The sequence below is a fragment of the Streptococcus hillyeri genome, from assembly GCF_003686955.1.
In the GTDB taxonomy this organism is placed as follows: domain Bacteria; phylum Bacillota; class Bacilli; order Lactobacillales; family Streptococcaceae; genus Streptococcus; species Streptococcus hillyeri.
The window spans coordinates 248,894-272,198 of sequence record NZ_RCVM01000001.1; the positions used below are offsets into that span (position 1 = coordinate 248,894).

Consider the following 23,305-nt stretch of genomic DNA (forward strand, 5'->3'; position numbering starts at 1 on the left):
CATGAGTTATTTAGAGAATTTTCATTTGGGCAATCTTGTCCTTCCCTCAGCTCTGCTTTTTCATTTTAAAGAATTATTTTCAAGTGCGGATGCATTTTTGGTTTGGCAATTTTTTTACTTGCAAAATACGACTAAATTAGAAGAAGTCGCTCCAAGTCAAATTGCGCAAGCTTTGGGGAAAACAGTGACTGAGGTCAATCGCCTGATTTCTAATTTGGAAAAAGAGGGTGTTTTGGATGTTAAAACGATTGAGTTGGCAGGTGAAATAGAGGTCATTTTTGACGCAACTCCTGCGCTTTCAAAACTTGATCAGTTGCTTGGAAAAAATCAGTCAAGTCAGCCAAATGTGCAATATGTGGCGCAGGGTGAAGCGATTAAACAATTGACGGATGATTTGGAGCAGGCTATGGGCATGCTTAATCCGATGATTTTGGAAGATGTCCAGAAATTAGTTTATGAAGATCAGACTGACCCAGAGCTTATCCGTGAGGCGTTACGAGAAGCAGTCTTTAACAATAAGGTCAATTGGAAATACATTCAGGCGATTTTGCGCAACTGGCGTAAAGAAGGTATTAAGACCTTACGTCAAGTTGAAGAGCGCCGCTTGGAACGTGAACGGATTAATCCTGATAATATCTCCGTTTCCGATGATTTTCTCTCTGCGATGAGCATATGGAGTGATTAGACAATATAAAAGGCAAGTGAAGCTGGACAAAAACTCAAATTCCCGCCTTGTTGTTGAAAATTAAACAAAATAAAATGGCTTAGAATCAACGTTTTTGACGACGTTACTCTAAGCCATTTGCTATTTTTTAGACTTTTTGCCTAGCCTAACTTGTTCATTTTTAGTTTGCGAGATGATTTTGGAGAATTAATCTTCAAAACCATTTTGATCTGAGAGATTTTTGAAAAAGTAACCGGATTGTTTGATAAGGCGCTGGGCATTTTGACTTAGGTCGACTTCGATGAGACCGTAGCGATTTTTGTAGCTATTAAGCCAGGACCAGCAATCAAGCCCTGCCCAGACATGGTAGCCGAGGCAGTTTGCTCCTTCTGTGATGGCCTGATGGACGTAGCGCAGGTGGTCTTTGTAAAAATCAATGCGATATTGGTCATTGATATAGCCCGATTCGTTACGGTAACGGTCTTCATTTTCAACTCCCATACCGTTTTCGGCAATAAAACAAGGGATATTGTCATAGTGGTCACGGAGATTGATGAGAATATCATAAATGCCCTTTTCATAGATTTCCCAACCCCGATAGGGGTTTATTTTTTTGTTTGGCATATCATAATAGTCAAAATAGTCCTCTGGCATTGGAGTATTTGGATGAGTTGGCACTGGAGATTCCTTAGCTTTGATGCGTCGTGGCTGGTAGTAATTGACACCTAAGAGATCGACGGTATGCTGCTGGAGAATCGCTAAATCTTCTGGCTGGTGATCAGGAATCATGTCCAAGTCTCTGATAATCTCAACAAGGTCTTCTGGAAAGTGTCCTTTTACAGAAACATCAAGGAAGGAGCGATTGAAAAAGGCATCCGCTATTTGAGCGGCTTTGACATCCCCAGCATTATTTTGATCCCTAGGGTAGCTCGGTGTGAGATTGAGAATGATGCCAATTTGCCCATTATGATGTCCCTCGTGGTAGGCCTTTATGGCTAAACTGCTAGCAAGGGCAGAGTGAAATCCGACTTGAATGGCGTGTTTCAAATTAACTTCGCAAGGGTAATGCCCTTGGTAAAGATAGCCGTATTCGACAGGAACAATAGGTTCATTTTGAGTGAACCAGTAGCGCACGCGGTCACCGAACAGCTCAAAACAGGTTTTGGCATAGTATTCATAGGCCAAGACGGTATCGCGATTTAACCAGCCTCCTTTTTCTTGCAGTGCCATGGGTAAATCAAAGTGGTAAAGGTTGATGAAAGGCTCGATACCATTGGTAAGGAGTTCATCAATGTAGCTATTGTAAAAGGCAACGGCCTCAGGATTGACCTCACCAGTACCTTTTGGGAACAGTCTGCTCCATTGGATTGATGTTCTAAAGGAGTTATGCCCAGTGGCTTTCAAAAGTTGGATGTCTTCTCGGAAGTGCTTGTACAGTTGAGAGGATTTGTCTGGTCCAATCCCATTATGGAAACGATGGGGTTCTTGTTGGAACCAGTAGTCCCATGTGTTATCGCCTTTTCCGTCGTTTGGGAAACGGCCTTCGCTCTGAGGACCGCTAGTTGCGCTTCCCCAGAAAAATGATGGTGGAAAATGATAGCTTGTCATTGTGTCTCCTTTGAATGGTTTATGTGAAAATGAAGTCTTGTAGCTGTTATCAAGTCATGGTGATTGAGTGTTGAGACTGATTGGTCATCTAGATGCACATGGAGGTTTGTGGCTTCTGTGTCACCAGTTTTAGAGGTAATCTGTAAGTTATGAGTAGGTAAATGAAGTTGGATAGTATCAAATGCTGGAATGCCAAGATGATACACAGGATTTCCAGGACAAATAGGGTAAAAACCCAGACAAGAAAAAATGTACCAAGCAGATAGACTACCGTTATCTTCATCGCCAGGATAGGCTTGATAAGTTGGTGAAAAATAATGTTCTCGTATGTCGTGAATGAGTGAGGCTGTTTGTTCGGGACGAAGGCTCAGCTGAAAGAGATAAGGGATGTGAAAACTTGGTTGATTTGAAATAGCCAGTTGTCCAATGTTTGCCTGAGCCATTTCACTCATTTCGTGGATTTCGTAGCCATAATTCTGGCACTCAAAAAGAGGTTCGGTGGTCAATAGTTTGTCTAGGTATTCTGTGAACGCTTTTTTGCCACCCATCAGTTCAATGAGACCATCAAAGTCATGGAGTGCCCCTAAAGTAGCTTGAATAGCGGAGCATTCAGCATAGTCCAGTCCCCAAGCATAAGGAGAAAATGTTGCCTTGAAATGCCCTTCTTTGTCCTTAGAACGCATATAACCAGTGTCTGGATCAAAGAGTTGACGATAAGATTTACTAGATTGAATGAGTGAGCTAGCTAATTTTTCGTTACCTAGTATCTTGGCAACTTGCCCAATGCACCAATCACTATAGGCATAATCTAGGCTATGGCTAACACTTTCATGATAGCAATTGGGGAGATACCCCAATTGTTGGTAATCTTTGGCACCGTGTCTGCCGTAGCGCTGACTTGGATCTTCGGTGTTACGGGTGTCTAACATGGCTTGTAGCAGTTGAGGAAGAAGTGTTTTTCCTAGTCCTTTACTAGCAGCGTCAGCGATGACGCCATCTACCAAAGTACCAGGCATAATTCCTCTTTCATCTGGAGACAACCATTTTGGGAGAAAACCAGTATCTTGATAATGGCTCAAAATACCTTCTAAAAAATGTTGGTATTGGTCTGGATAAAGGAGACTGTAAAGAGGATAGGTCGTGCGGAAGGTATCCCAGTAGCCGTTATTTGTGTAATACCTACCAGGTTTTGGAGCACCAGAATGAGTATCAAAGTGTACAATATCTCCAGTTTTTGTCACTTCATGAAAGGTTTGTGGAAATAACAGAGTACGATAGAGGCAATGGTAAAAAAAGTTTTTCTGGTCTGAATGCTCATTATCTTCAATGGTAATACGGTTTAATTTGTCTTCCCAAAACTGACTGGCTTGAGAGAGGGTGGTTTGAAAATCCCCTATCTGACTGAGGTGGTATTGGGCTTGTTCTTGACTAATATAAGATGTTCCCAACTTAATCTCAACCTCTGTCTCGGCAAAATCAAGACGAATATGCCCATTTAAGCAGTCAAATGTTTTACCAGCAATAAATTGGTCCCCATTCAGCTGACCTGCTTGTGTTAGAGGAGCTGAGAAAGCTAAATTCATGTAAAAGGTGAAATGGTCAGCCTGTGTTTCACTAGCGTTATGTAGACATATCGTAAGATGGTAATCGTCTGTGATAGTATAGCAAGCGTGGTCTGGTGCGAATAAAACAAGGCTTATCGGATTTTTTGTCTCAGAAGAGAAATGATAGTTGGCACCATAGAGTGAAGGTGTTACCTGACTAGTTATTTGAAAGCGATTCGATTTCACCGACAAAAGGTCAGGACGGAAAATCGCAGAGCTTGTTTTGTAGCTTGATTGCCTATGAAAGAGAGTCTCTTGACTTAGTGAACCTGTCACAGGAGTCATAAGAAAAGTTGCAAAGTCTCCCAACCAAGGGCTGGGCTGGTGTGTCAGTCGAATGCCTTGATAAATAGGCTCATAGGGGTTGAAAAAACAGTTGCCCTGCTGATCAGTTGTTTGAAGGCAAAAGGCATTCATTCCCCAAGGTAGAGCAGTTAGGGGAAGGCAGTTGCCGTTAGAATAGGCGTGTGAATTATAAGTCCCCCAGCGGGTATCAATGTGAGAGGTAATGGTCATAAAATCTCCTTGTGTGATGATGGGAATGGGAGTAGATAGGTGGCAAATTGTCCTACTCATGTATTCTAATCGTGAAGATTAAGTTTTAGTCGTCAGATTTTACATCAAACTGTTAGAACTACAAAATAGTAAGTTAGAATACATTTCCCACCTCAATAATGCTTACTGCCATTATAGTAGAAGAAACAAGGGAAAAAAATAGCAAGTTGGGAAGACCATATATTTGTGTAGAAAAGGGTTTAATTTGTGTATGGGAATTACTGGTTATCTCTTCTAAACTAAAGAGTGAAGGATTAGCATTAATCGCTTAGTGAAGATATTGTCGCGGTTAATAGCTTTTACAACAAATGATGAATGAAGGAGAGAACATGATTTACACTAAACCAACGATGCGTGCTTGGCTTGATACAATTGCTGAAAAAACGGCTGATCATCCTAGCTGGGGAAAGGTATTTGAAACCTGTTTTACCGATACCTTAGATAAAACCATTGCGATTTTAGAAGATGGAACGAGTTTTGTCTTAACAGGGGATATTCCTGCGATGTGGCTCAGAGATTCTACGGCGCAGATAAAACCGTACCTATTTTTAGCAAAAGAAGATTTGGCACTGCGACAAACCATTTTAGGATTGATTGAGCGGCAATGCGAATTTATCCGCCACGATCCCTATGCTAATGCCTTTAACCAAGAAGATAATGGACGTGGGCACCAATCGGATCATACGACCATGACAGGTCGTATTTGGGAGAGAAAATACGAGGTTGATTCGCTCTGCTATCCCTTGCAACTGGCGTATTTGCTATGGAAAGTCACTGGGGAAACCGCTCATTTTAAGCCATCTTTTTATCAGACTGTTGAACTGATTGTTGATACATGGAAGGTTGAGCAGAACCATGCGGAATCTCCCTACCGTTTTGAGCGTGATACCGACCGATTGGAAGATACCTTGTCCAATAATGGTAAAGGTAATCCCTGTGCCTATACTGGCATGACCTGGTCTGGTTTTAGACCGAGTGATGATGCTTGTGTTTATCCTTACCTCATTCCATCAAATATGTTTGCAGTTGTTGTGCTGGGCTATGTGATAACCATTTTAGAAACGCAAAAACCAGAAGGCTATGAGGCTCTGCTGAACAAGACAAGGGACTTACGTGACGCTATTGACCAAGGTATCAAAACTTATGGTTTGACGAAGAATGCTAACGGAGAAACTATCTTTGCTTATGAAGTTGATGGCTTAGGCAATCAGTCTATCATGGATGATCCTAATGTGCCAAGTTTGTTAGCAGCACCTTACTTAGGCTATTGTGATAAGCAAGACCCTATTTATCAGGCGACGAGACGAACCATTTTGAGCAAGGAAAATCCTTATTATTACGAAGGTACTTATGCTTCTGGTTGCGGAAGTACCCACACTTTTTATCGCTATATCTGGCCAATTGCTCTAGCTATTGAAGGATTGACGACAGATGATAAGGACGAAAAAGCTCGCTTACTGGATCTAATGGTGACTTGTGATGGCGGTACAGGTGTCATGCACGAAAGTTTCCATGTGGATGATCCAAGCCTGTATTCGAGAGAATGGTTCTCCTGGGCTAATATGATGTTTTGTGAATTAGTGCTGGATTATTACGGCTTAGGAATGGAGTGAGACATGACACGAGAAACGGTACATATTATTTCCCATAGTCACTGGGATAGGGAGTGGTATCTTCCTTTTGAAGAACATCGCATGCGCTTAGTGACCTTGATTGATGATTTGTGTGAGCTTTTTGAAACAGATGAGGCATTCAAAAGTTTTCACCTTGATGGACAGCTGATTGCATTGGATGATTATTTGGCGATTAGACCACATAAGCGTGAGCAATTAGCACGATATATCCGTGAGGGAAAATTAATTGTCGGTCCTTTCTATATTTTGCAAGATGACTACCTCATCAGTAGCGAAGCTAATGTGCGTAATACGTTAATTGGGCATCTTGAGTGTCTTCAATGGGGAAGACCTCCTAAAATCGGCTATTTTCCTGATACCTTTGGCAATATGGGGCAAACGCCTCAGTTGTTGAAACAAGCTGGTATTGAGGTTGCTTTTTTTGGACGTGGTGTAAAGCCAATTGGTTTTGATAATCAAGTCTTGTCAGATGAGCAGTTTCAGTCTCAATTTTCAGAGATGATTTGGACTGGGGCAGATGGCAGTCAGATTTTAGGTATTCTTTTTGCTAATTGGTACAGTAATGGTAATGAAATTCCAGCGGATCGAGAAGAAGCTAAGCGATTTTGGGATAAAAAGTTAGAGGATGCTAGAAAGTATGCAGCAACCCCTCATCTTCTGATGATGAATGGGTGTGACCATCAACCGGTACAAAAAAATCTCTCAGAAGCCATTCGAGTGGCAAGGGAATTATATCCTGACATTGACTTTGTTCATAGTAATTTTGAGGATTATATAGCTGCTGTGAGAAATTCCTTGCCAGAGCAATTAAGTCAGGTTAGAGGTGAATTAACCAGTCAGGAAACCGATGGATGGTACACCTTGGCAAATACGGCTTCATCACGTATTTATCTGAAGCAGGCCAATGATAAAGCTAGCCAGTTACTAGAACAAGTGGTGGAACCACTCGTGGTTCTCACAGGAGAACCTTATCCGAAAGATGAGATGCGCTATGCTTGGAAACTACTTTTGGAGAATGCACCGCATGACAGTATTTGTGGCTGTAGCGTCGATGCTGTTCACCGTGAGATGATGACACGGTTTGAAAAGGTGGAGCAAGTTGGCAATTACTTAGCAGAGAAAACGTTTACCAATTGGTCTAGGACCCTTGATACCAAAGATTTAGATGGTTATCTTTTTACAGTGGTGAATACCAGTGCTTCTCCTCAAACGAAGTTAGTGACGGTAGAAGTGATTGTTGATGAGACGGATTTTAGAGATGGACGGCTTGCTGAGCACCACCAAAAGATGGCAGATATTACCTTACCACCTCTTGGTCTTTTTACAGTAGATGGTGAGCGTATTTGGGCAGAAATTGAGGATTTGGGTGTGCAATTTGATTACCATTTGCCAACAGATGCCTTCCGCTCTGCCGTTTTTGCCAGAAAATTACGGGTAAGCTTTGTGGCTGAAGACATGCCAGCCTTTTCATGGCAGACGTATCAGATTAAGCCAGCGTCAGCTTTACCAAAAGTTGAAGGTTCTGACCATTTGGAAAATGATTTTGTAAGGCTTGAGCGTGATGGCGATCATCTTGTTTTAACTCATAAAGAACTTGGCCATCGCATCACTAATCTCATCACCTTTGAAGATGTGGGTGATATTGGTAATGAATATGCCCATTTTGCTCCTAAATCAAGTCAACCGATTTACAGTCGATTGATTGATTTTACAATAAGTGAGGAAACACCAACTTATCAAAGGGCAATGGCTAAGCATCAGATAATCATTCCAATTGGTGCGGACGAAACCTTATATCAAGAACAAAAACAATTAATTGAATACTACAAGCGCCAAGCTGGACGAAGTCAGCAAATGGCGTCTCTGGAAGTGACAACAGAAATTACTCTATACCGTAAGAGCCCTCAACTTAGTTTCACAACGCGGTTTGATAATCACATGCTCGATCATCGTTTGCGGGTGATTATTGAGACAGGTTTACAGGCTGAGACTCATTTGGCGGATAGTATTTTTGAAGTGGTAGAACGTCCAAATACGCCATCGGTAAACTGGGAAAATCCTCATCATCCACAACGTCACCGCACATTTATTTCGTTGGATAATAACACTATCGGTATGACGGTATCAAGTATTGGTCTTCACGAATATGAGATTCTGGATAAGAGTAAGATTGCTTTGACGCTCTTGCGAAGTGTTGGAGAACTCGGAGATTGGGGAGACTTTCCAACACCAGAGGCTCAATGCCTAGGGGTCTCAGAAGTTCATTATGGGATTGAAGTGCATTCTAAGACTATGCACTACGAAGCGATTCATAGGGCTCAAACCTTACAGCTTCCTCTATATGTTGGACAAGTAACACGCCAAGAAGGTGGGTGCCCTTCAACTGGACAATTCAAGCATCCTGTTCTTGAAAAGCCTGAATTATATGTGACGGCTTTAAAACCATCCGAAGAGACGGGACTTCCTTTGTTACGCTATTATAATCTCTCTGATGAAGCCTTAGAAATCACCCATCAAGCAAAAGGTGTGGACTTATTGGAACAACCTGTAGGAGAATTACCACAAAAGATTGGTCCACAAGAAATTAGAACAGAAATCCTTAGCCAGGTATTCCCTCGCTAGAGTAAGTAAAAAGAGGATGGCTTGGAACGTCAAAAAACTTTATAAAGCAATGATTCGCCCAAGTGGTTAAAGGTCGTTAACAATAGCAATATGGGATGTATTTCCCAAAATGCACTTCATGTAATAAAGATAAGGAGACCGTTATGGTAGTAGCATGTTTTGATATTGGAGGTACAGGACTTAAGTCAGCTCTGATTGCTAGTGATTTACAGCTCATCAATTATCAGCAAATTGATACGCCTCAAACTTTAGAAGGTTTACTCTCCTATATGGATACCATTATTCGTCAAAAAGGTGTGACTGCTATTTCTCTAAGTGTTCCAGGTGCGATTAATTACAGCGATGGAACCATTGGAGGCCTGTCGGCAATCCCTTACATTCACGGCGTGTCTTGGTATGAGTTATTGGCGGAGTATCAGCTATCGATTTATTTGGAAAACGATGCTAACTGCGTAGGTCTTAGTGAATTGGCCAGTGATACGACGGTTAAAAGCTGCGCCTGCATCGTTGTAGGGACTGGGATAGGAGGAGCTCTGATTGTCAATAGACAGTTGCTCCGAGGAGCTCGGTCTTACGGAGGAGAATTTGGCTACATGATGCTTAAAGGTATGGATTTTCCGTTGAAAAATTGGTCTCAACTAGCTTCAACAGGGAGTCTCGTTCGCCGTGTTCGTGCTCATCCTCTCGAAAAATACCATCAGCTAAATGGCAAAGCTATTGTGGATATGGCAGAAAAAGGAGACTTGGTATGCCAAGAAGCATTAACATCTATGATTGATGTCCTGTGTCAAGGGCTATTGAATCTCCATTACATTTTGGACCCAGAACTTCTTTGCATCGGCGGCAGCATTAGTCAGAATGAGTATTTTATTCAGAAGGTTAATGACCGTTTGCAGCAATTACAGCAATTATTTCCAGAAGATTTGCCGCAAATTCCTACCATTAAAGCATGTACTTATACGAATACAGCCAATTTGATTGGCGCTTATATGAACACACTTCAAGAAAGGGAACACTAATGAAACAACTACAAGATGATTTTCCAAATCATTTACTCGAACGTTTAGGATTGGGAGATGTCACTCTCAATTGCCAACTAAGTGGCCAAGGGCTAACGGTATCAGGTGAAGCAGGTGTCTACACCATCTGTGCTGAAGAAAAACATCAGCTTTATCGAGGTTTGACGCTTTTAGCCACTGCATTGCGCCAAGGAGAAACAGTCGTTGCGATCCAAGAAAAGTCAGCTTATCCTGATTTTGGCTATATGGTTGATTGCGGACGTAATTGTGTGATTTCAGTTGAGGCTTCCAAACAGTTAATAGAAGATTTAGCGCTTATGGGATATTCTAATTATCAATTATACTTAGAGGATACCTATGAATTAGAAAATCAGCCTTATTTTGGCTATTTCCGTGGAAAATATACGGTTGAGGAACTCCAAGAGATTGAAGCGACTGCTAATCGTTACGGCATGGACTTTATTCCATGTATCCAAACCTTGGCACATTTGAGCGCCTTTGTCAGATGGCAGGTCAAGGAAGTTCAAGACCTGCGTGATGTCGATGATATTTTACTTGTGGGTAGTGAGGCTGTCTATGACCTGATTGACCAAATGTTCAAAACCTTGTCGTACCTCAAAACACGTCGTATCAATATCGGTATGGATGAAGCCTTTATGTTAGGGCTTGGGCGCTATTTAACAGAACATGGTTACCAAAAACGCAGCCTTATCATGTGTCAGCATTTAGAGCGCGTGTTGGATATTGCAGAAAGTTACGGCTTTTCGTGCTCGATGTGGAGCGATATGTTCTTCCATTTACTGGATGCGAAAGACGATACTTTGCAAATTGATCAAGAAGTCCATAGTTACTTAACACGCTTGAAAGAGCGCGTGCAGTTAATCTATTGGGATTATTACCAGTTGACTGAGGAACGTTATACAAAAAGTTTTGAGCGCCATAAGCAATTAACTGATAATATTGCTTTTGCAGGTGGTGCGTGGAAATGGATTGGCTACGCTCCTGATAATCGTTTTAGTCTTCAAATTGCCCCAGAAGCCCATCATGCCGCTAAGAAAGCAGGTGTACAGCAAGTAACGATTACTGGTTGGGGAGACAATGGCGGTGAATGTTCGCAATTCTCTGTCTTAGCTACCCTACAAGCATGGGCGCAGCTTGTTTACCAAGATAGTGTCAGTGGTTGGGAAAAGCATTTTGAAACCTTGTTTGGTCTACCAGCTACAGATTTCCTTGCAATTGACAGCGCCAATCACCCACCAAGCAACCCAGGTCAATTGAATGGCATGAATCCTGGACGGTATATTTTGTATCAGGATATCCTTTGCCCCTTGCTGGATTTGCATATTGCCCATGAAGAGGACAGTCAGTATTATGCACAGGTAGCAGAAGAGCTGGCGGAGATTGCCAGAGGTAATCACCGTCTAGCTTATCTCTTTGAAACTCAAGAAAAACTTTGTCGCATTTTAGCGATCAAAGCAAGGTTATCTCATGATATTCGTGTCGCCTATCAGACTAAGGATATTAAAGCGCTACAAGCCAGTTTGGATACCTTAGATACGCTAGCAGGACTTGTCAAAGAGTTTCATCGTACCTATAGCCGTCAATGGTTGACCGAGAATAAAGTCTTTGGCTTAGATACGATTGATATCCGTCTTGGAGGACTCTTGGCTCGTATTGAGCGAGCTAGTGATCGCCTTACAGCTTATGTTTTAGGACACCTTGAGCGTCTTGATGAATTAGAAGTTGAATTATTGCCACACAATGATTTTTACCGTGATAGCAAGGCAACAACAGCTAATCAGTGGCATCTCATGGCGACAGCCTCAACCATTTACACGACTTAATTAGCAAATTGAGACTGATTAATACCATTTATAAGAGGAATGATTTATCCTCATCTTTGAAGGCTGGGCAAAAACATGTCCAGCCTTCCTATTTTGTAATAATTTTGCGCAGTTATTGACTAGCTTTCCTTTTACTATAAGAAGCGTTATTTGGAAAGATAGCAGATAAAGTAAGTTTTGATAGGTATAATACACTTTTTTAGTATATTCTCTCCTGTCTATAATTTGTATAGGTTTAGCTTTAATCAGAACATGTTATTTTGTGAAAAAGTAAGTTATACTAATATCACAAAATGAAAGCGATTAAAAATAAGGAAAGGAGACCTTATGAAAAGAAAAAAAAGGTGGCAGGACTTAAAAAACAATCTTATCTTCCTGCTGATGGTATTACCCGGTGTGATATGGTTGATTCTCTTCTTCTATATTCCGGTTTTAGGAAATGTGGTGGCTTTTAAGGACTACAGGCATACGGGTAATGGCTTTGTGGATAGTCTGATGAAGAGCAAGTGGATAGGCTTTGACAATTTTAAATTCCTCTTCAATTCATCGGATGCTTACATCATCACCCGAAATACCTTACTTTACAACTTAGGATTTATTATTTTGGGACTAATTTTAGCAGTCGGTATTGCTATTGTCTTTAGTGAGTTACGCTCTCGACAATTGGTAAAAGTGTACCAGACGACAATGCTCTTCCCATACTTCTTATCATGGGTTATCATTTCATTTTTCGTCTATGCATTCTTGAGCCCAGATAAAGGTTTGGTCAACCAATTACTGCAATCCATTGGCTTAAATCCGATTAACTGGTATAGCGACAAGACGTACTGGCCATTTATCTTGATTTTCTTAGGTATTTGGAAAGGGCTTGGTTATAACAGTATCATTTACTACGCAAGCATCATGGGAATTAACCCTTCATATTACGAAGCGGCGATTGTTGATGGGGCAAGCAAGTGGCAACGTATCAAACATGTTACCATTCCACAATTGGTGCCATTGATTACCATTTTGACCATTTTAGCAGTCGGCAATATCTTCCGAGCAGACTTCGGATTATTCTATCAAACAACGAAAAACTCAGGTGCCCTATATGATGTAACTTTAGTGCTTGATACCTACGTTTATAATGGTATTTCAGGAGCAGGAGACATCGGGATGGCATCAGCAGCAGGACTTTACCAATCAATTGTTGGCTGTCTCTTGGTTGTATCAACTAATATGATTGTGAGACGCTTTGACAAAGATTCAGCACTTTTTTAGAAAGGAGAACAAATGGCAAAAAAGAAACAAATTGATCATGTCGGCATTCATTCCTTTAGTAAAAAAACTGACTGGATTTTCAGTACATTGGTTGGTATTCTTTCCTTCTCATGTATTCTTCCTTTCATCTTCGTCATTGTTATTTCACTAACAGATGAAAAATCCTTGAATTTACATGGCTATTCTTTTTGGCCAGAAAGTTTGAGTTGGTCAGGATATGAATACCTTTTAACCTTAAAGGATGAGATTTTACAAGCCTTATTCATCACTGTCTTTATCACAGTGGTTGGAACAACGGTTAATGTTTTCTTCACATCGCTTTATGCTTATGCGATTTCACGAAATGATTTTAAATACCGTCGTTTCTTTACCATGATGGCTTTGATTACGATGTTGTTCGGTGCTGGAACGATTCCAACTTATATCATTATGACTTCGTTCTTAAACCTTAAAGATACAGTAGCAGCTTTGATTTTACCAATGATGTTAAGTCCATTTAATATCATGGTGATGAGAACCTTCTTTAAGAAAACTATTCCTGATTCTTTGATTGAATCAGCCCGCATTGACGGCGCTGGCGAGTTGAAAATTTTCTTTAAAATTTGCTTACCACTCGCCCTTCCTGGGATTGCAACCATTTCCTTATTCACGGCATTAGCCTTCTGGAATGACTGGTACAATGCCCTTCTTTACATCCAAAGTGATAATCTAGTTCCTCTCCAATATTTACTGATGAAAATTCAGTCAAATATCGACTATTTGGCGCAAAATGCTGGCGCAGGTGCGAATATTGCAAGTGTAGCAGCTAGCGTGCCGCGTGAGGCAACTCGAATGGCGATTGTGGTGGTTTCAACACTGCCAATTGCTTGCCTCTACCCATTTTTCCAACGCTACTTTGTCAAAGGGTTGACAATCGGTGGTGTTAAGGAATAAGAGTGACTAGAAAAAACAGTAAAGGATGTGATAGTAATCATTCAAATGGACAATAACCTTCAAAATTCACATACATACAAAAATCATATCGTCAAACACATTAAATAAAAGGAGAAAAACAATGAAACTTTTGAAATCATGCTCATTATTTTTAGCAGGTGTGACAGCAGTTGCAGGACTTACTGCTTGCGGAAACTTAACAGGAAATAAAGCCAATAACACTGGTAAGACAGAAGATGGTAAAACATCAATCTTGATGTACCAAATTGGGCAACCACCTAAAAATATTGATAAATTGATGGAAAATGCCAATAAAATTATTGGTGAAAAATTAGACGCTAAACTTAATATCCAGTACATTGACTGGGGTGACTACGAAGAAAAAATGTCAATCATCACTTCTTCAGGTGAAAATTATGACATTGCCTTTGCCAATAACTATGTATTGAATGCAGGTAAAGGTGCTTATGCAGATTTGACTGATTTGTATAAAAAAGAAGGTAAGGCTCTCTATGAAGCGCTTGACCCAGCTTACATTAAAGGTAATACCATCAACGGTAAAATCTACGCTGTTCCAGTTCAAGGAAATGTGGCAAGTCAACAAATGCTATCTTTCAACATGAACTTGGTGAAAAAACACAACCTTGATATTTCAAACGTTAAGACTTATAAAGATCTAGAACCACTTCTTAAAGTCATCAAAGAAAAAGAACCAGAAGTAACACCGATTGCTTGGACAAAATTTAGCCTACCACACATGAACTTTGCCCTTCCAGGTAAGAGTGACCTACCATTAGTTGTTAACCTTGATGGCGACCCAACAAAAATTGTCAATCCGTATGAAGTTGAAGGCTATGTTGAACACCTTAAAACTTTCCACGATTTCTACAAAAAAGGCTACATTGCAGCAGATGTCGCAACATCAGATGTATCTTATGACCTAGCAACTCAAAACTGGTTTGTTCGTGAAGAAACACAAGGTCCAGCTGACTTCGGTGATAGCCTTCTTTCAACAGTAGCTGGTTACGAAATCAAATCAGTGCCAATCACAACAGCTTATAAGACAAATGACACCACTCAAGTAGCTAACTTTGTCATCTCACAAACCTCTAAAAACAAAGAAAAAGCTATGGAAGTGTTAACACTCTTGAACACTAATAAAGAATTGCTCAACGGACTTGTCTTTGGTCCAGAAGGCGAAAACTGGGAAAAAGATCCTAAAGATGACAATCGTATCAAATTGCTAGACGGTTACGCAGCTGATACACGTATGTCAGCTTGGAACACTGGTAACAGCCAAATCCTTTACGTTACTGATAAAGTAACAGATGCAGATGTTGCTCAAGCTGAAAAAATTTTGGCAGAAGCAGTTGAAGCAGCAACACTTGGCTTTAACTTTAACATTGACCCAGTGAAAACAGAAGTGACTAGCGTTCAAAACATCATCAAACAATATGCTCCTGGCATCAACTCAGGTACAGTAGATCCAGAACAAGGCATCAAAGAATTGATGGACAAATTGAACTCAGAAGGTTCATACGCTAAAGTTAAAGAAGAAATGCAAAAACAATACGATGCCTTCTTAGCAAATAAAAAATAATTCTGTTGAAAGCTAACGATTCCAATTCCATTCTTTTAACATAGATTCCAGTATCAAGAGGTATTGGAATCTTTTTATACCTAACGAATAATCATGATTTGTATAAGGAATATGGCCGCCGTATTAGGCAAAATCATATTAGAATGAAGGTGGAAATCGTTTCCAATTTTAACAGGGTTCAGTATTAAAATTAACAAATTGATAAAATTTGTAATCGTTTTTATGGTATAATGATAGGTCGAGAAAGGAAAGAAAAATGGACAGATTAGATCATATATTTAGCCGTTTGTTTTTTGTGATGAAGCTAGGAATGCTTTTCGTCATTTTACTGCTTAGTGGTGGTGTTATTTTAGGATTTTCACCAGCAGCGACAGTCCTCTTGACCCTATACCATGAGCATAGATTAGAGATTGATCAGTATCAGTTCACAGAAGCTTATCGCCTCTTTCGTCGCCAGTTTTGGCAGGCGAATGCTTTCTTCGTTGTCATTGTTGGCTTGATTGGCCTCTTAGGCTACGGGCTATTTCTTTTGGTACAGCTACCGCAACAGTTGATTGTTTTGTTATTGATGGTGAGCAATTGTTGTCTGATTTTGTACCTATGGGCTGTTTATGCTTGCTATCTCAAATTACAGGTTTATTATACGTTTACTTTTGTGGAAGGGCTTAAGCTGTCATCCATTGCGGTGTTTTTAGGGCTTGTCCCTTTTGTCAAATTAGGCATCGGCACAGCGATTTGTCTGTTCATTGGTTGGAAGGTGTCGCTGATTATAGGTGTCTTTATCCCTATCTTGTGGTTATTGTTTTTATTTGATACCTTAGAGCCTATCTATCATCAAGTAGAACAGAAAATGATGGAATGAGGGGAAACATGAAAAAGATTTTAATCCATTCCCTGTTAAAAACCTATTCTTACCTAACGATTGGCATTATTATCTTCTTTGCTAGTATTGTGGCTTATTCAAATTACATTAGCTACCTACGCACGGTTGAGCAAGCGGAACAAGAAGTTCTGAGCCGACTGACGGAAGATATGAATTATTACTATCGCCGTTTGAAAAATGATTTTTACAATTATTCGAGAGACAGTTACAAGCTAGATGGGATTGAAAATTACTTCCACAAATCGCCGAGTGACTATCAAGTTTGGTTGCTTCGCCATCCTCTAGCGGATGTGATTGAGCTCTCTTTTCATGACAATATCAACAGCATTTACAGGGAAAATGACTTTGTTGAGGGAATTGATTTGGCCATGGTTGGTGAAAAGGAAGTGTTCACTTCAAACCGAGCCTTAAAAAGTGGTCGTAAAATAGCTGCTCAGTCTTATAAAAGTCCAGAAAATGCCCTGTCTATGGCGATGTATGAGCCTTACACTGCCCAATTATTTGCGACGGTATTTATCAGTATTGATACAGATTATCTGACGACTCTGATTGCCAATGAAACGGAGTTTCCAGTTTCAGCCATGATTAAGGATGGTTTAGGGCATACTTTTTATAGTCTTAATCCGACAAAAGACCCGTTAAACACCAGTAATTTTGCGGATGGTGATCTTCTTATTTCTGTAGGTGTTTCTAAGGATTATATTTTCAAAGAGGTGTCTCGCTTAACCTTCTTTATCTTCTTATCTAGCCTAGGTTTAATAGGGATTTTGCTGTTTTTGCTGAAGCGTATTTTTTACCATTACCAATTCCAAGTGGAGGATTTGGTGAACACCATGCAGGTGATTGCTAATGAAGATAATAGCGTCCGCATTGACACCAATACCAAGCGTCAAGAACACTTGTTGCTGGCTAATCATATTAATCAGATGTTGGATTCGCTTGATAAAAATATTACTGAGATTTACCAACTCCAATTAGCACAAAAAGACGCTGATATGAGGGCCTTGCAAGCACAGATTAACCCGCATTTTCTGTATAACACCTTGGAGTTCTTTAGAATGTATGCTGTGACAAGGGATCAGGATGAATTAGCGGATATGATTTATGAGTTTTCAAGTCTGCTCCGCGGCAGTATTTCACAAAAACCTGAGACAACTATCGCAGAAGAACTTGCGTTTTGTGAGAAACATAGTTATATTTGCCAAATGCGGTATCCAAAGTCCATTGCCTATGCTTACCATATTGATTCAGGATGTGAGGGAATTATTCTGCCACGCTTTTGTATTCAACCGCTGGTGGAAAATTATTTTGTGCACGGCATTGACCTGACAAAACGTGATAATGCTCTAAGTGTGAAGGTCTTGAAAACAACAGATGGGGTAGAGATTCTGATTCGTGATAATGGAAAAGGAATGCCTGAGAAGGTTATGACAGACTACCAAGAACTCTTGTCTCAGCGAGAATTGAGACCTGTGACAGGTGAGCGCTCGATTGGTATTTTAAATGTCCATGAACGCCTCTTGTTGCATTTTGGAGAGGCATATACAATTCGATTATCAGAGACACCAGGTGGCGGTGTCACTTACAGTATTTTAGTGAAGATGACTCTCGAAGAAAGGGAAACTAATTAATGTATAAATTAATGATTGTTGATGATGAATACATGATTTTAGAAGGAATGAAGCGGTTAGTGGATTACACTGCTTTAGGCATTGAGCTTGTCCATACAGCAGATAGCAGTTTAGAAGCTTTGAACTATGCCTCAGAGCATCAGGTAGACATTGTTTTGACCGATATTTCGATGCCAGAATTAACAGGCCTAGAGTTGATTGCGAGCTTGAAAGAACAGTCTTCTGAAATGGATTTTATCATCATGTCAGGTTTCCAAGAATTTGATTATGCAAGACAAGCCGTTTCGCTAGGGGTGAAAGATTATTTGGTTAAGCCGATAAACAAGAATGACCTCCGCAATCTGCTGGAACAAATCGTTGCCCAGAGGACGAAGAAAAGTCAACAAGCGCAAGCTTTTCTCAGAGGAGACGATGTCTCTATACAAGAATTAAAAGAGAACTTGCAAGTATCCTCGCTTTATATTGTGGCAAGTCGTGACCCCTTGCCAGATGCTTTGGTCAGTGTTGTACGTCATATTGAGCAAAATGCCTTATTTGTGTCACTCTGTTCAACGGTGCCACAAACTTATGTTTATCAAGAAGAAGTTTTAGCCACTACGACCATGTATCGGGTTAAGGAAACTATCAAGGCGAGTTTATTTTACGAGCATTCTGTGGCGACCAGTGACGGCGAAATGCCGGTTTATAAGGACTTCTATCCTCTCGTTCAGACAGGGGATATTCAAGGGGTGCTAGACAGGTTGCCTCTGCTAGAAGACGCTTTTGCTAAGGCCTGCCCACCTGTCCATTTGACTCGTCAATTTTTCATTCAGTTAATGGTCGATGTTTATCAGCAACTTAATCGTATGAGCAACGATGATATTGAACCTCTTTACACTGGTGCCAAACAATCTCAGACCTTGTCAGAATTGGTGGCAGAAGTCGATAAACGTCTCCGAGAATTGATTACACAGCACAAATACAATAGCCATGTCGGGCAGATTTTAGAGATTATCCGTCAAGAGTATCACAAAGAGCTTACCCTAAAATCAGTTAGTGAGCGCTTGTTCCTCAACGCTGTTTATCTGGGACAAATTATCAAAAAAGAAACGGGTGCCAGTTTCTCAGAACTCCTAAATCAAGAACGTATCAGAATAGCACAAGGACTTTTATTATCAACCAATGCTAATATTGAAGACATTTGTTTTCAAGTAGGCTACACCAACATTGGTTATTTTTATAAAATCTTTAAACGGATATGCGGAGAATCCCCTAAATCCTACCGTGAACAAATCAGAAATCGAAAAGACTGACCATTAGCAACAACATAGCGGAGAGGAAACACAAAGAGGATTTCTCTCTGCTATTTTTTGAACTCAAAAGATTATTGGGTGGAAATAATACTCATCCAAAATCAAAATTAGACTATCAGAAACATCAATAGAAAGGAGACATTGTACCATGTTAGATGACGAACAAGAAAAGTCAAACACGACTAGAAAAGAAAAAGGAAACTCACTTAGGAAAGACGATGAAGTGACTACTGGTGACCATTCAGGGAGTTATTTTAGTCCAGAAATGTGGCATCATCTGTTAGTTGTAGATGGGACAGATGAGCGGTTGTGCCTTGATAAGGTATGGAAATTTCATTTTGGAGAGCTGTCAAATGCAGAGGCACGTTATTATGATGATTCCAGTTGGGATGAGATTGATTTACCGCATGATTTTAGTATCACTCAAGATTATAGTCAAAATGGCGAAGCAGAAAGTGGTTATAAGCTAGGTGGGACTGGCTGGTATCGGAAAGCCTTTTGGGTAAGCGATGCTACCCTTGAAGGTTGTGTCAGTTTGCAGTTTGATGGGGCTTATGCTGAGACAGAGGTGTTTGTCAATGGCATTTATCTCGGGCATCACCCCTACGGCTATACCCCTTTTAGTTTTGATTTGACCAACTATCTCATCGCTAACGAGGAAAATAGCATAGCGGTTAAGGTGGTTAATCCCATTCCAAGTTCCCGTTGGTATTCAGGAAGTGGGATTTATCGCTCGGTCCATTTAAAGGTGGCGCCAAAGGTACACCTGCAAGAGTACGGTGTCAGAATAAGAACACCTGACCTAGAAAAACAGTTACGCGCTGGCGAACCAGTAAAAATTCAGGTGGAGATTGCCTTGCATAATGCCTGTGACACAGAGGAGACGGTACAGATTAGAAGTCAACTCTTTGAAAAAAGTTTTGATGGGCAATTAAATAGCGCTGCTAATCCATGTGTGTCAGAAGAAATCAAGCTGGCGTCTGGACAATCGCTGTTATTTACTGAGCAATTACAGGTATCTCATCCTAAATTATGGCAATTGACTAGTCCACAACTGTATGTGGTCAGAGTGGAGATTTTGAAAAATGGCATCTGTCTTCAAAGGCATGATGAGGTCACAGGATTTCGTTACCTTGGATTTGATAAGGACAAGGGATTTTTGTTGAATGGTCAAGCCATGAAATGGCAAGGTGTTTGTCTGCACCATGATCAGGGTGCTCTGGGAGCAGTCGCCTATCGCGATGCTATTGAACGCCAAGTGAAACTCCTTAAAAACATGGGAGTTAATGCTATCCGTGTCACGCATAATCCATCCGCCCGTGTCCTGAAAGATGTGGCTAATCAGCTTGGCATGCTACTGATTGAGGAAGCCTTTGATACGTGGGAATATGCCAAAAATGGAAATAGTCACGATTACGCGAAATGGTTTCACCAAACAATAGGCAGTTGCACCGCAGACCATTTGATTGGTGTGACATCAGCAGAGCAAGAATGGCATGACTTTCATCTTAAGCAGATGGTCAAAAGTGGCTTAAACGACCCAGCCATGATTATGTGGTCTGTTGGAAACGAATTAATGGAAGGTCATGCTGGGAGTGGTGAGAATTACGCGCAGCTATTGTCAGAAATGATTTATTGGATTGATGCTATAGACGGCAGCCGTCCCATAACCTTTGGTGATAATAAATTAAAACTGCAATTTCCTGTATCAATTGATATGGCTCAAGCACTACATAACAGTAGCCGTTTCCAGGGAGTCATTGGCTATAACTATGCCAGTGGTCAACAATATGATGACAGCCATGCCATGCATCCTGACTGGATCATTTATGGGTCAGAAGTGGCTTCTGCGATTAATAGTCGTGGGATTTATGACGTGAAAAAGGGTGAGCAGCGGCAGGATAAACAGCTCAGTTCGTATGACCAAAATACGGTGAGTTGGGGCCATCTTGCTAGTGAGGCATGGTATGATGTTATCACACGTGATTTTGTCATGGGGGAATTTGTGTGGTGTGGGTTTGATTATCTAGGAGAGCCAACACCTTGGAACGGTATTGGACCTGGGCCAGTCACCTCATGGCCGTCTCCGAAAAGTTCTTACTTTGGTATTTTAGACACAGCTGGATTTCCAAAAGACACCTATTATTTTTACCGCAGTCAGTGGCATCAGACCGATACAACCTTGCATCTGTTACCTAGTTGGGAGGAGTCTCTTGTCGCCCGTGATGAGCAAAATAGGGTAGAAGTTGTTGTTTATTCAAATGCGAATAAGGTGCAATTAGTCCACACAGGCCCTGATGGCAAAGAAACAGATTATGGGACCAAGGCATTTACAGAAAAATGGACCACTGGTGGGCATCGTTATCAGATTTATACAGGGGATGATAGGCAATCTCAAGACCACCAAAACCTTTACTTAACTTGGCATATTCCTTATTCATATGGTTCATTGAAGGCTATCGCTTATGATAAGGAAGGTCATGAGATAGCAGAGACGGTTGGGCGAAGTGTTGTGTCAACGGTTGGAAAAGCTGAGCGATTAAGATTGACACCGTTTCAACCATTAGATAAGGTAACAGATAAATCTTTGTATTATTTAGCTATCGCTGTTGAAGATGCAAAAGGAAATCTCGTTTCGTCTGCGACAAATCGGGTAACTGTTCAAGTCGAGGGACCGGCAAGATTATTAGCTATGGATAATGGAAATGCTGTTGATCACCATCCTTATCATTGTGCCGATAGGCAGATGTTTTCAGGTCAAGCCTTAGCTATTATAAAGATGACTGGACAAAGCGGAGAGGTCAAGATTACAGCAAGTTCAGACGGCTTGAAAAATGAACAACTGAGCTTTGAAGTTACCTCACAGCAGGCTAGCTCATTGTCTCAACTAGACAGTTACAATCTCTCTAAGATGATTTATATTGAGAAAAATAGCCCATTAAGATTGCCAAAAACGATTCATTTGCGTTATTCAGATTTCACCATTGTTGAAAAAACGCTCACCTTCGATAAATCGTTGATTAAGGAACTGCTAGAGAGCAAAGGTGAGTGCATTGCCTTTGGTCGGGCAGAGGGGGTAGAGCAAGTCTTTCCAGTGCATATCTCAATGATTTCCAAAGGTGTGGCCGCTCGAAATATTAGCCTTGCGGTGGAGCTGGGAGAAGAAGTGGTCTTGCCAGAGATTGTAGCTGTTTATAATGCTTGCGGCGAGCTATTGCCCCTTCATTTTCCAGTTTGTTGGCAACTTCCTGAAACTCCTAGATGGCATCAAGAAGGTACCGTTGTGGTGTCGGGCATTGCTGATGTGATGGGGAACCAGTTGCCAGTCACTGCATCAGCTCGTATCGCAAGAAAAACACTATATCTTAATCAAAATGTGGCTCCGACAGTCGTGAGATTAACAGAAGAGACTAGTGACAATTGTAACAGAGAAAACCTACGAGGAATTATTCAAGAGAACTTTAATCCTTCTTCACAGTGGCAAAAACAGGCGTGGTCAAATCGTGAAGCCACTCAAGCAGGAAATCTGCAAACAAGTTTTCGATTTAGTTACGACACTGCTCAGTACCTATCACGAATTGTGATTTACTATTATCAAGATCAAGCTTTTAGCTGTTTACCACAACATGTCACCTTTTCATGGCGCAAAAATGAGTTGGAAGAAGCACTCCCAATCATGGGTGACGTCTTCTCTGTTGAAGAGGTTAATGACTTGACCAAAATCACCTATGATTTAGAGCAACCTGTATCTGCTGTTGAGTTGATCATCCATTTGGAAAATACGCCACAGACAGCTCTAGGGCAACCTTTTGTGACTATTGCTAACATTGAATTGTACACAGTGATTGGACATTTTGAGCGCCATTCTTCAGCTAATCTGACAGAATTAAGGCTTGGCAAACGATTATTGAGTGAGGAGAATATCGCCTCTCATTTGGTAGCGTCAGGTGCAGAAGTTGATACACTTGTTGTTAAATCGGAACCACATCACGCAGCTATTACAGTCCTTCCAATTCATCAGGATAGAATTATAATTTTAACGGACTCAGAAGATGGAAGTCAGCATAATCGCTATGTGATTGAGGTACAATCTTAACATTTGAAAAATCAATAAGAAAACAAATGATGGAATATCTTCCTAGTTGATAAGAGC

The 23,305-nt window shown here is 40.8% G+C and carries 14 protein-coding genes; 12 read left to right on the forward strand and 2 right to left on the reverse strand.

The window, feature by feature from the left end; genetic code table 11:
• Position 1 precedes the first annotated feature (1 nt).
• Positions 2 to 685 (forward strand): DnaD domain-containing protein, encoded by a 684-nt coding sequence (locus EAF07_RS01150; protein WP_121834460.1) that lies wholly within the window; start codon positions 2 to 4, stop codon positions 683 to 685.
• A 186-nt stretch (positions 686 to 871) separates the two neighbouring features.
• Here EAF07_RS01150 and EAF07_RS01155 read toward each other — a convergent pair whose 3' ends face one another.
• Together EAF07_RS01155 and EAF07_RS01160 are read right to left on the reverse strand one after the other, a co-directional pair.
• Positions 872 to 2,272, reverse strand: coding sequence for a glycoside hydrolase family 1 protein (locus tag EAF07_RS01155; protein WP_121834461.1), 1,401 nt, complete (start codon positions 2,270 to 2,272; stop codon positions 872 to 874).
• Positions 2,269 to 4,392, reverse strand: a complete 2,124-nt coding sequence (locus EAF07_RS01160) for a GH92 family glycosyl hydrolase (RefSeq protein ID WP_121834462.1) — start codon at positions 4,390 to 4,392, stop codon at positions 2,269 to 2,271. The genes EAF07_RS01155 and EAF07_RS01160 overlap by 4 nt, the downstream gene beginning before the upstream one ends.
• Positions 4,393 to 4,760: 368 nt before the next feature.
• On the opposite strand from EAF07_RS01160, the gene EAF07_RS01165 reads away from it, so the two are divergent.
• The 11 genes from EAF07_RS01165 to EAF07_RS01215 all read left to right on the forward strand — a co-directional run bounded on the left by EAF07_RS01165 (position 4,761) and on the right by EAF07_RS01215 (position 23,248).
• Positions 4,761 to 6,044: a glycoside hydrolase family 125 protein gene (locus EAF07_RS01165; RefSeq protein WP_121834463.1), complete on the forward strand. Its 1,284-nt coding sequence runs from the start codon at positions 4,761 to 4,763 to the stop codon at positions 6,042 to 6,044.
• Positions 6,045 to 6,047: 3 nt separating this feature from the next.
• Entirely contained in the window at positions 6,048 to 8,687 is a 2,640-nt protein-coding gene (locus tag EAF07_RS01170; protein WP_121834464.1) for an alpha-mannosidase, read from the forward strand.
• Positions 8,688 to 8,830: 143 nt separating this feature from the next.
• A complete protein-coding gene (locus EAF07_RS01175; protein WP_121834465.1) occupies positions 8,831 to 9,706 on the forward strand; it encodes an ROK family protein in 876 nt (291 codons plus the stop codon).
• The gene (locus EAF07_RS01180) at positions 9,706 to 11,550 is read left to right on the forward strand and encodes a beta-N-acetylhexosaminidase (protein ID WP_121834466.1); all 1,845 of its coding nucleotides are present in this window, start codon (positions 9,706 to 9,708) and stop codon (positions 11,548 to 11,550) included. The genes EAF07_RS01175 and EAF07_RS01180 overlap by 1 nt, the downstream gene beginning before the upstream one ends.
• A 327-nt stretch (positions 11,551 to 11,877) precedes the next feature.
• Positions 11,878 to 12,813: an ABC transporter permease gene (locus tag EAF07_RS01185; RefSeq protein WP_121834467.1), complete on the forward strand. Its 936-nt coding sequence runs from the start codon at positions 11,878 to 11,880 to the stop codon at positions 12,811 to 12,813.
• A 12-nt stretch (positions 12,814 to 12,825) separates the two neighbouring features.
• A complete protein-coding gene (locus tag EAF07_RS01190; RefSeq protein ID WP_121834468.1) occupies positions 12,826 to 13,746 on the forward strand; it encodes a carbohydrate ABC transporter permease in 921 nt (306 codons plus the stop codon).
• A gap of 121 nt (positions 13,747 to 13,867) precedes the next feature.
• Positions 13,868 to 15,346, forward strand: a complete 1,479-nt coding sequence (locus EAF07_RS01195; RefSeq protein ID WP_121834469.1) for an ABC transporter substrate-binding protein — start codon at positions 13,868 to 13,870, stop codon at positions 15,344 to 15,346.
• 256 nt (positions 15,347 to 15,602) lie between these two features.
• Entirely contained in the window at positions 15,603 to 16,208 is a 606-nt protein-coding gene (locus tag EAF07_RS01200; protein WP_121834470.1) for a DUF624 domain-containing protein, read from the forward strand.
• 8 nt (positions 16,209 to 16,216) lie between these two features.
• Entirely contained in the window at positions 16,217 to 17,860 is a 1,644-nt protein-coding gene (locus EAF07_RS01205; protein WP_121834471.1) for a sensor histidine kinase, read from the forward strand.
• Complete coding sequence (locus EAF07_RS01210; RefSeq protein ID WP_121834472.1) at positions 17,860 to 19,152, forward strand: response regulator transcription factor; 1,293 nt, start codon at positions 17,860 to 17,862, stop codon at positions 19,150 to 19,152. The genes EAF07_RS01205 and EAF07_RS01210 overlap by 1 nt, the downstream gene beginning before the upstream one ends.
• A 148-nt stretch (positions 19,153 to 19,300) precedes the next feature.
• A complete protein-coding gene (locus tag EAF07_RS01215) occupies positions 19,301 to 23,248 on the forward strand; it encodes a glycoside hydrolase family 2 TIM barrel-domain containing protein (RefSeq protein ID WP_121834473.1) in 3,948 nt (1,315 codons plus the stop codon).
• Positions 23,249 to 23,305: the final 57 nt, after the last annotated feature.

Excerpts from the sequence above, each read along its gene's own strand:
- EAF07_RS01150 (WP_121834460.1), top strand. The coding sequence starts at position 2 with ATGAGTTATTTAGAGAATTTTCATTTGGGCAATCTTGTCCTTCCCTCA.
- EAF07_RS01155 (WP_121834461.1), bottom strand. The coding sequence starts at position 2,272 with ATGACAAGCTATCATTTTCCACCATCATTTTTCTGGGGAAGCGCAACT.
- EAF07_RS01160 (WP_121834462.1), bottom strand. The coding sequence starts at position 4,392 with ATGACCATTACCTCTCACATTGATACCCGCTGGGGGACTTATAATTCA.
- EAF07_RS01165 (WP_121834463.1), top strand. The coding sequence starts at position 4,761 with ATGATTTACACTAAACCAACGATGCGTGCTTGGCTTGATACAATTGCT.
- EAF07_RS01170 (WP_121834464.1), top strand. The coding sequence starts at position 6,048 with ATGACACGAGAAACGGTACATATTATTTCCCATAGTCACTGGGATAGG.
- EAF07_RS01175 (WP_121834465.1), top strand. The coding sequence starts at position 8,831 with ATGGTAGTAGCATGTTTTGATATTGGAGGTACAGGACTTAAGTCAGCT.
- EAF07_RS01180 (WP_121834466.1), top strand. The coding sequence starts at position 9,706 with ATGAAACAACTACAAGATGATTTTCCAAATCATTTACTCGAACGTTTA.
- EAF07_RS01185 (WP_121834467.1), top strand. The coding sequence starts at position 11,878 with ATGAAAAGAAAAAAAAGGTGGCAGGACTTAAAAAACAATCTTATCTTC.
- EAF07_RS01190 (WP_121834468.1), top strand. The coding sequence starts at position 12,826 with ATGGCAAAAAAGAAACAAATTGATCATGTCGGCATTCATTCCTTTAGT.
- EAF07_RS01195 (WP_121834469.1), top strand. The coding sequence starts at position 13,868 with ATGAAACTTTTGAAATCATGCTCATTATTTTTAGCAGGTGTGACAGCA.
- EAF07_RS01200 (WP_121834470.1), top strand. The coding sequence starts at position 15,603 with ATGGACAGATTAGATCATATATTTAGCCGTTTGTTTTTTGTGATGAAG.
- EAF07_RS01205 (WP_121834471.1), top strand. The coding sequence starts at position 16,217 with ATGAAAAAGATTTTAATCCATTCCCTGTTAAAAACCTATTCTTACCTA.
- EAF07_RS01210 (WP_121834472.1), top strand. The coding sequence starts at position 17,860 with ATGTATAAATTAATGATTGTTGATGATGAATACATGATTTTAGAAGGA.
- EAF07_RS01215 (WP_121834473.1), top strand. The coding sequence starts at position 19,301 with ATGTTAGATGACGAACAAGAAAAGTCAAACACGACTAGAAAAGAAAAA.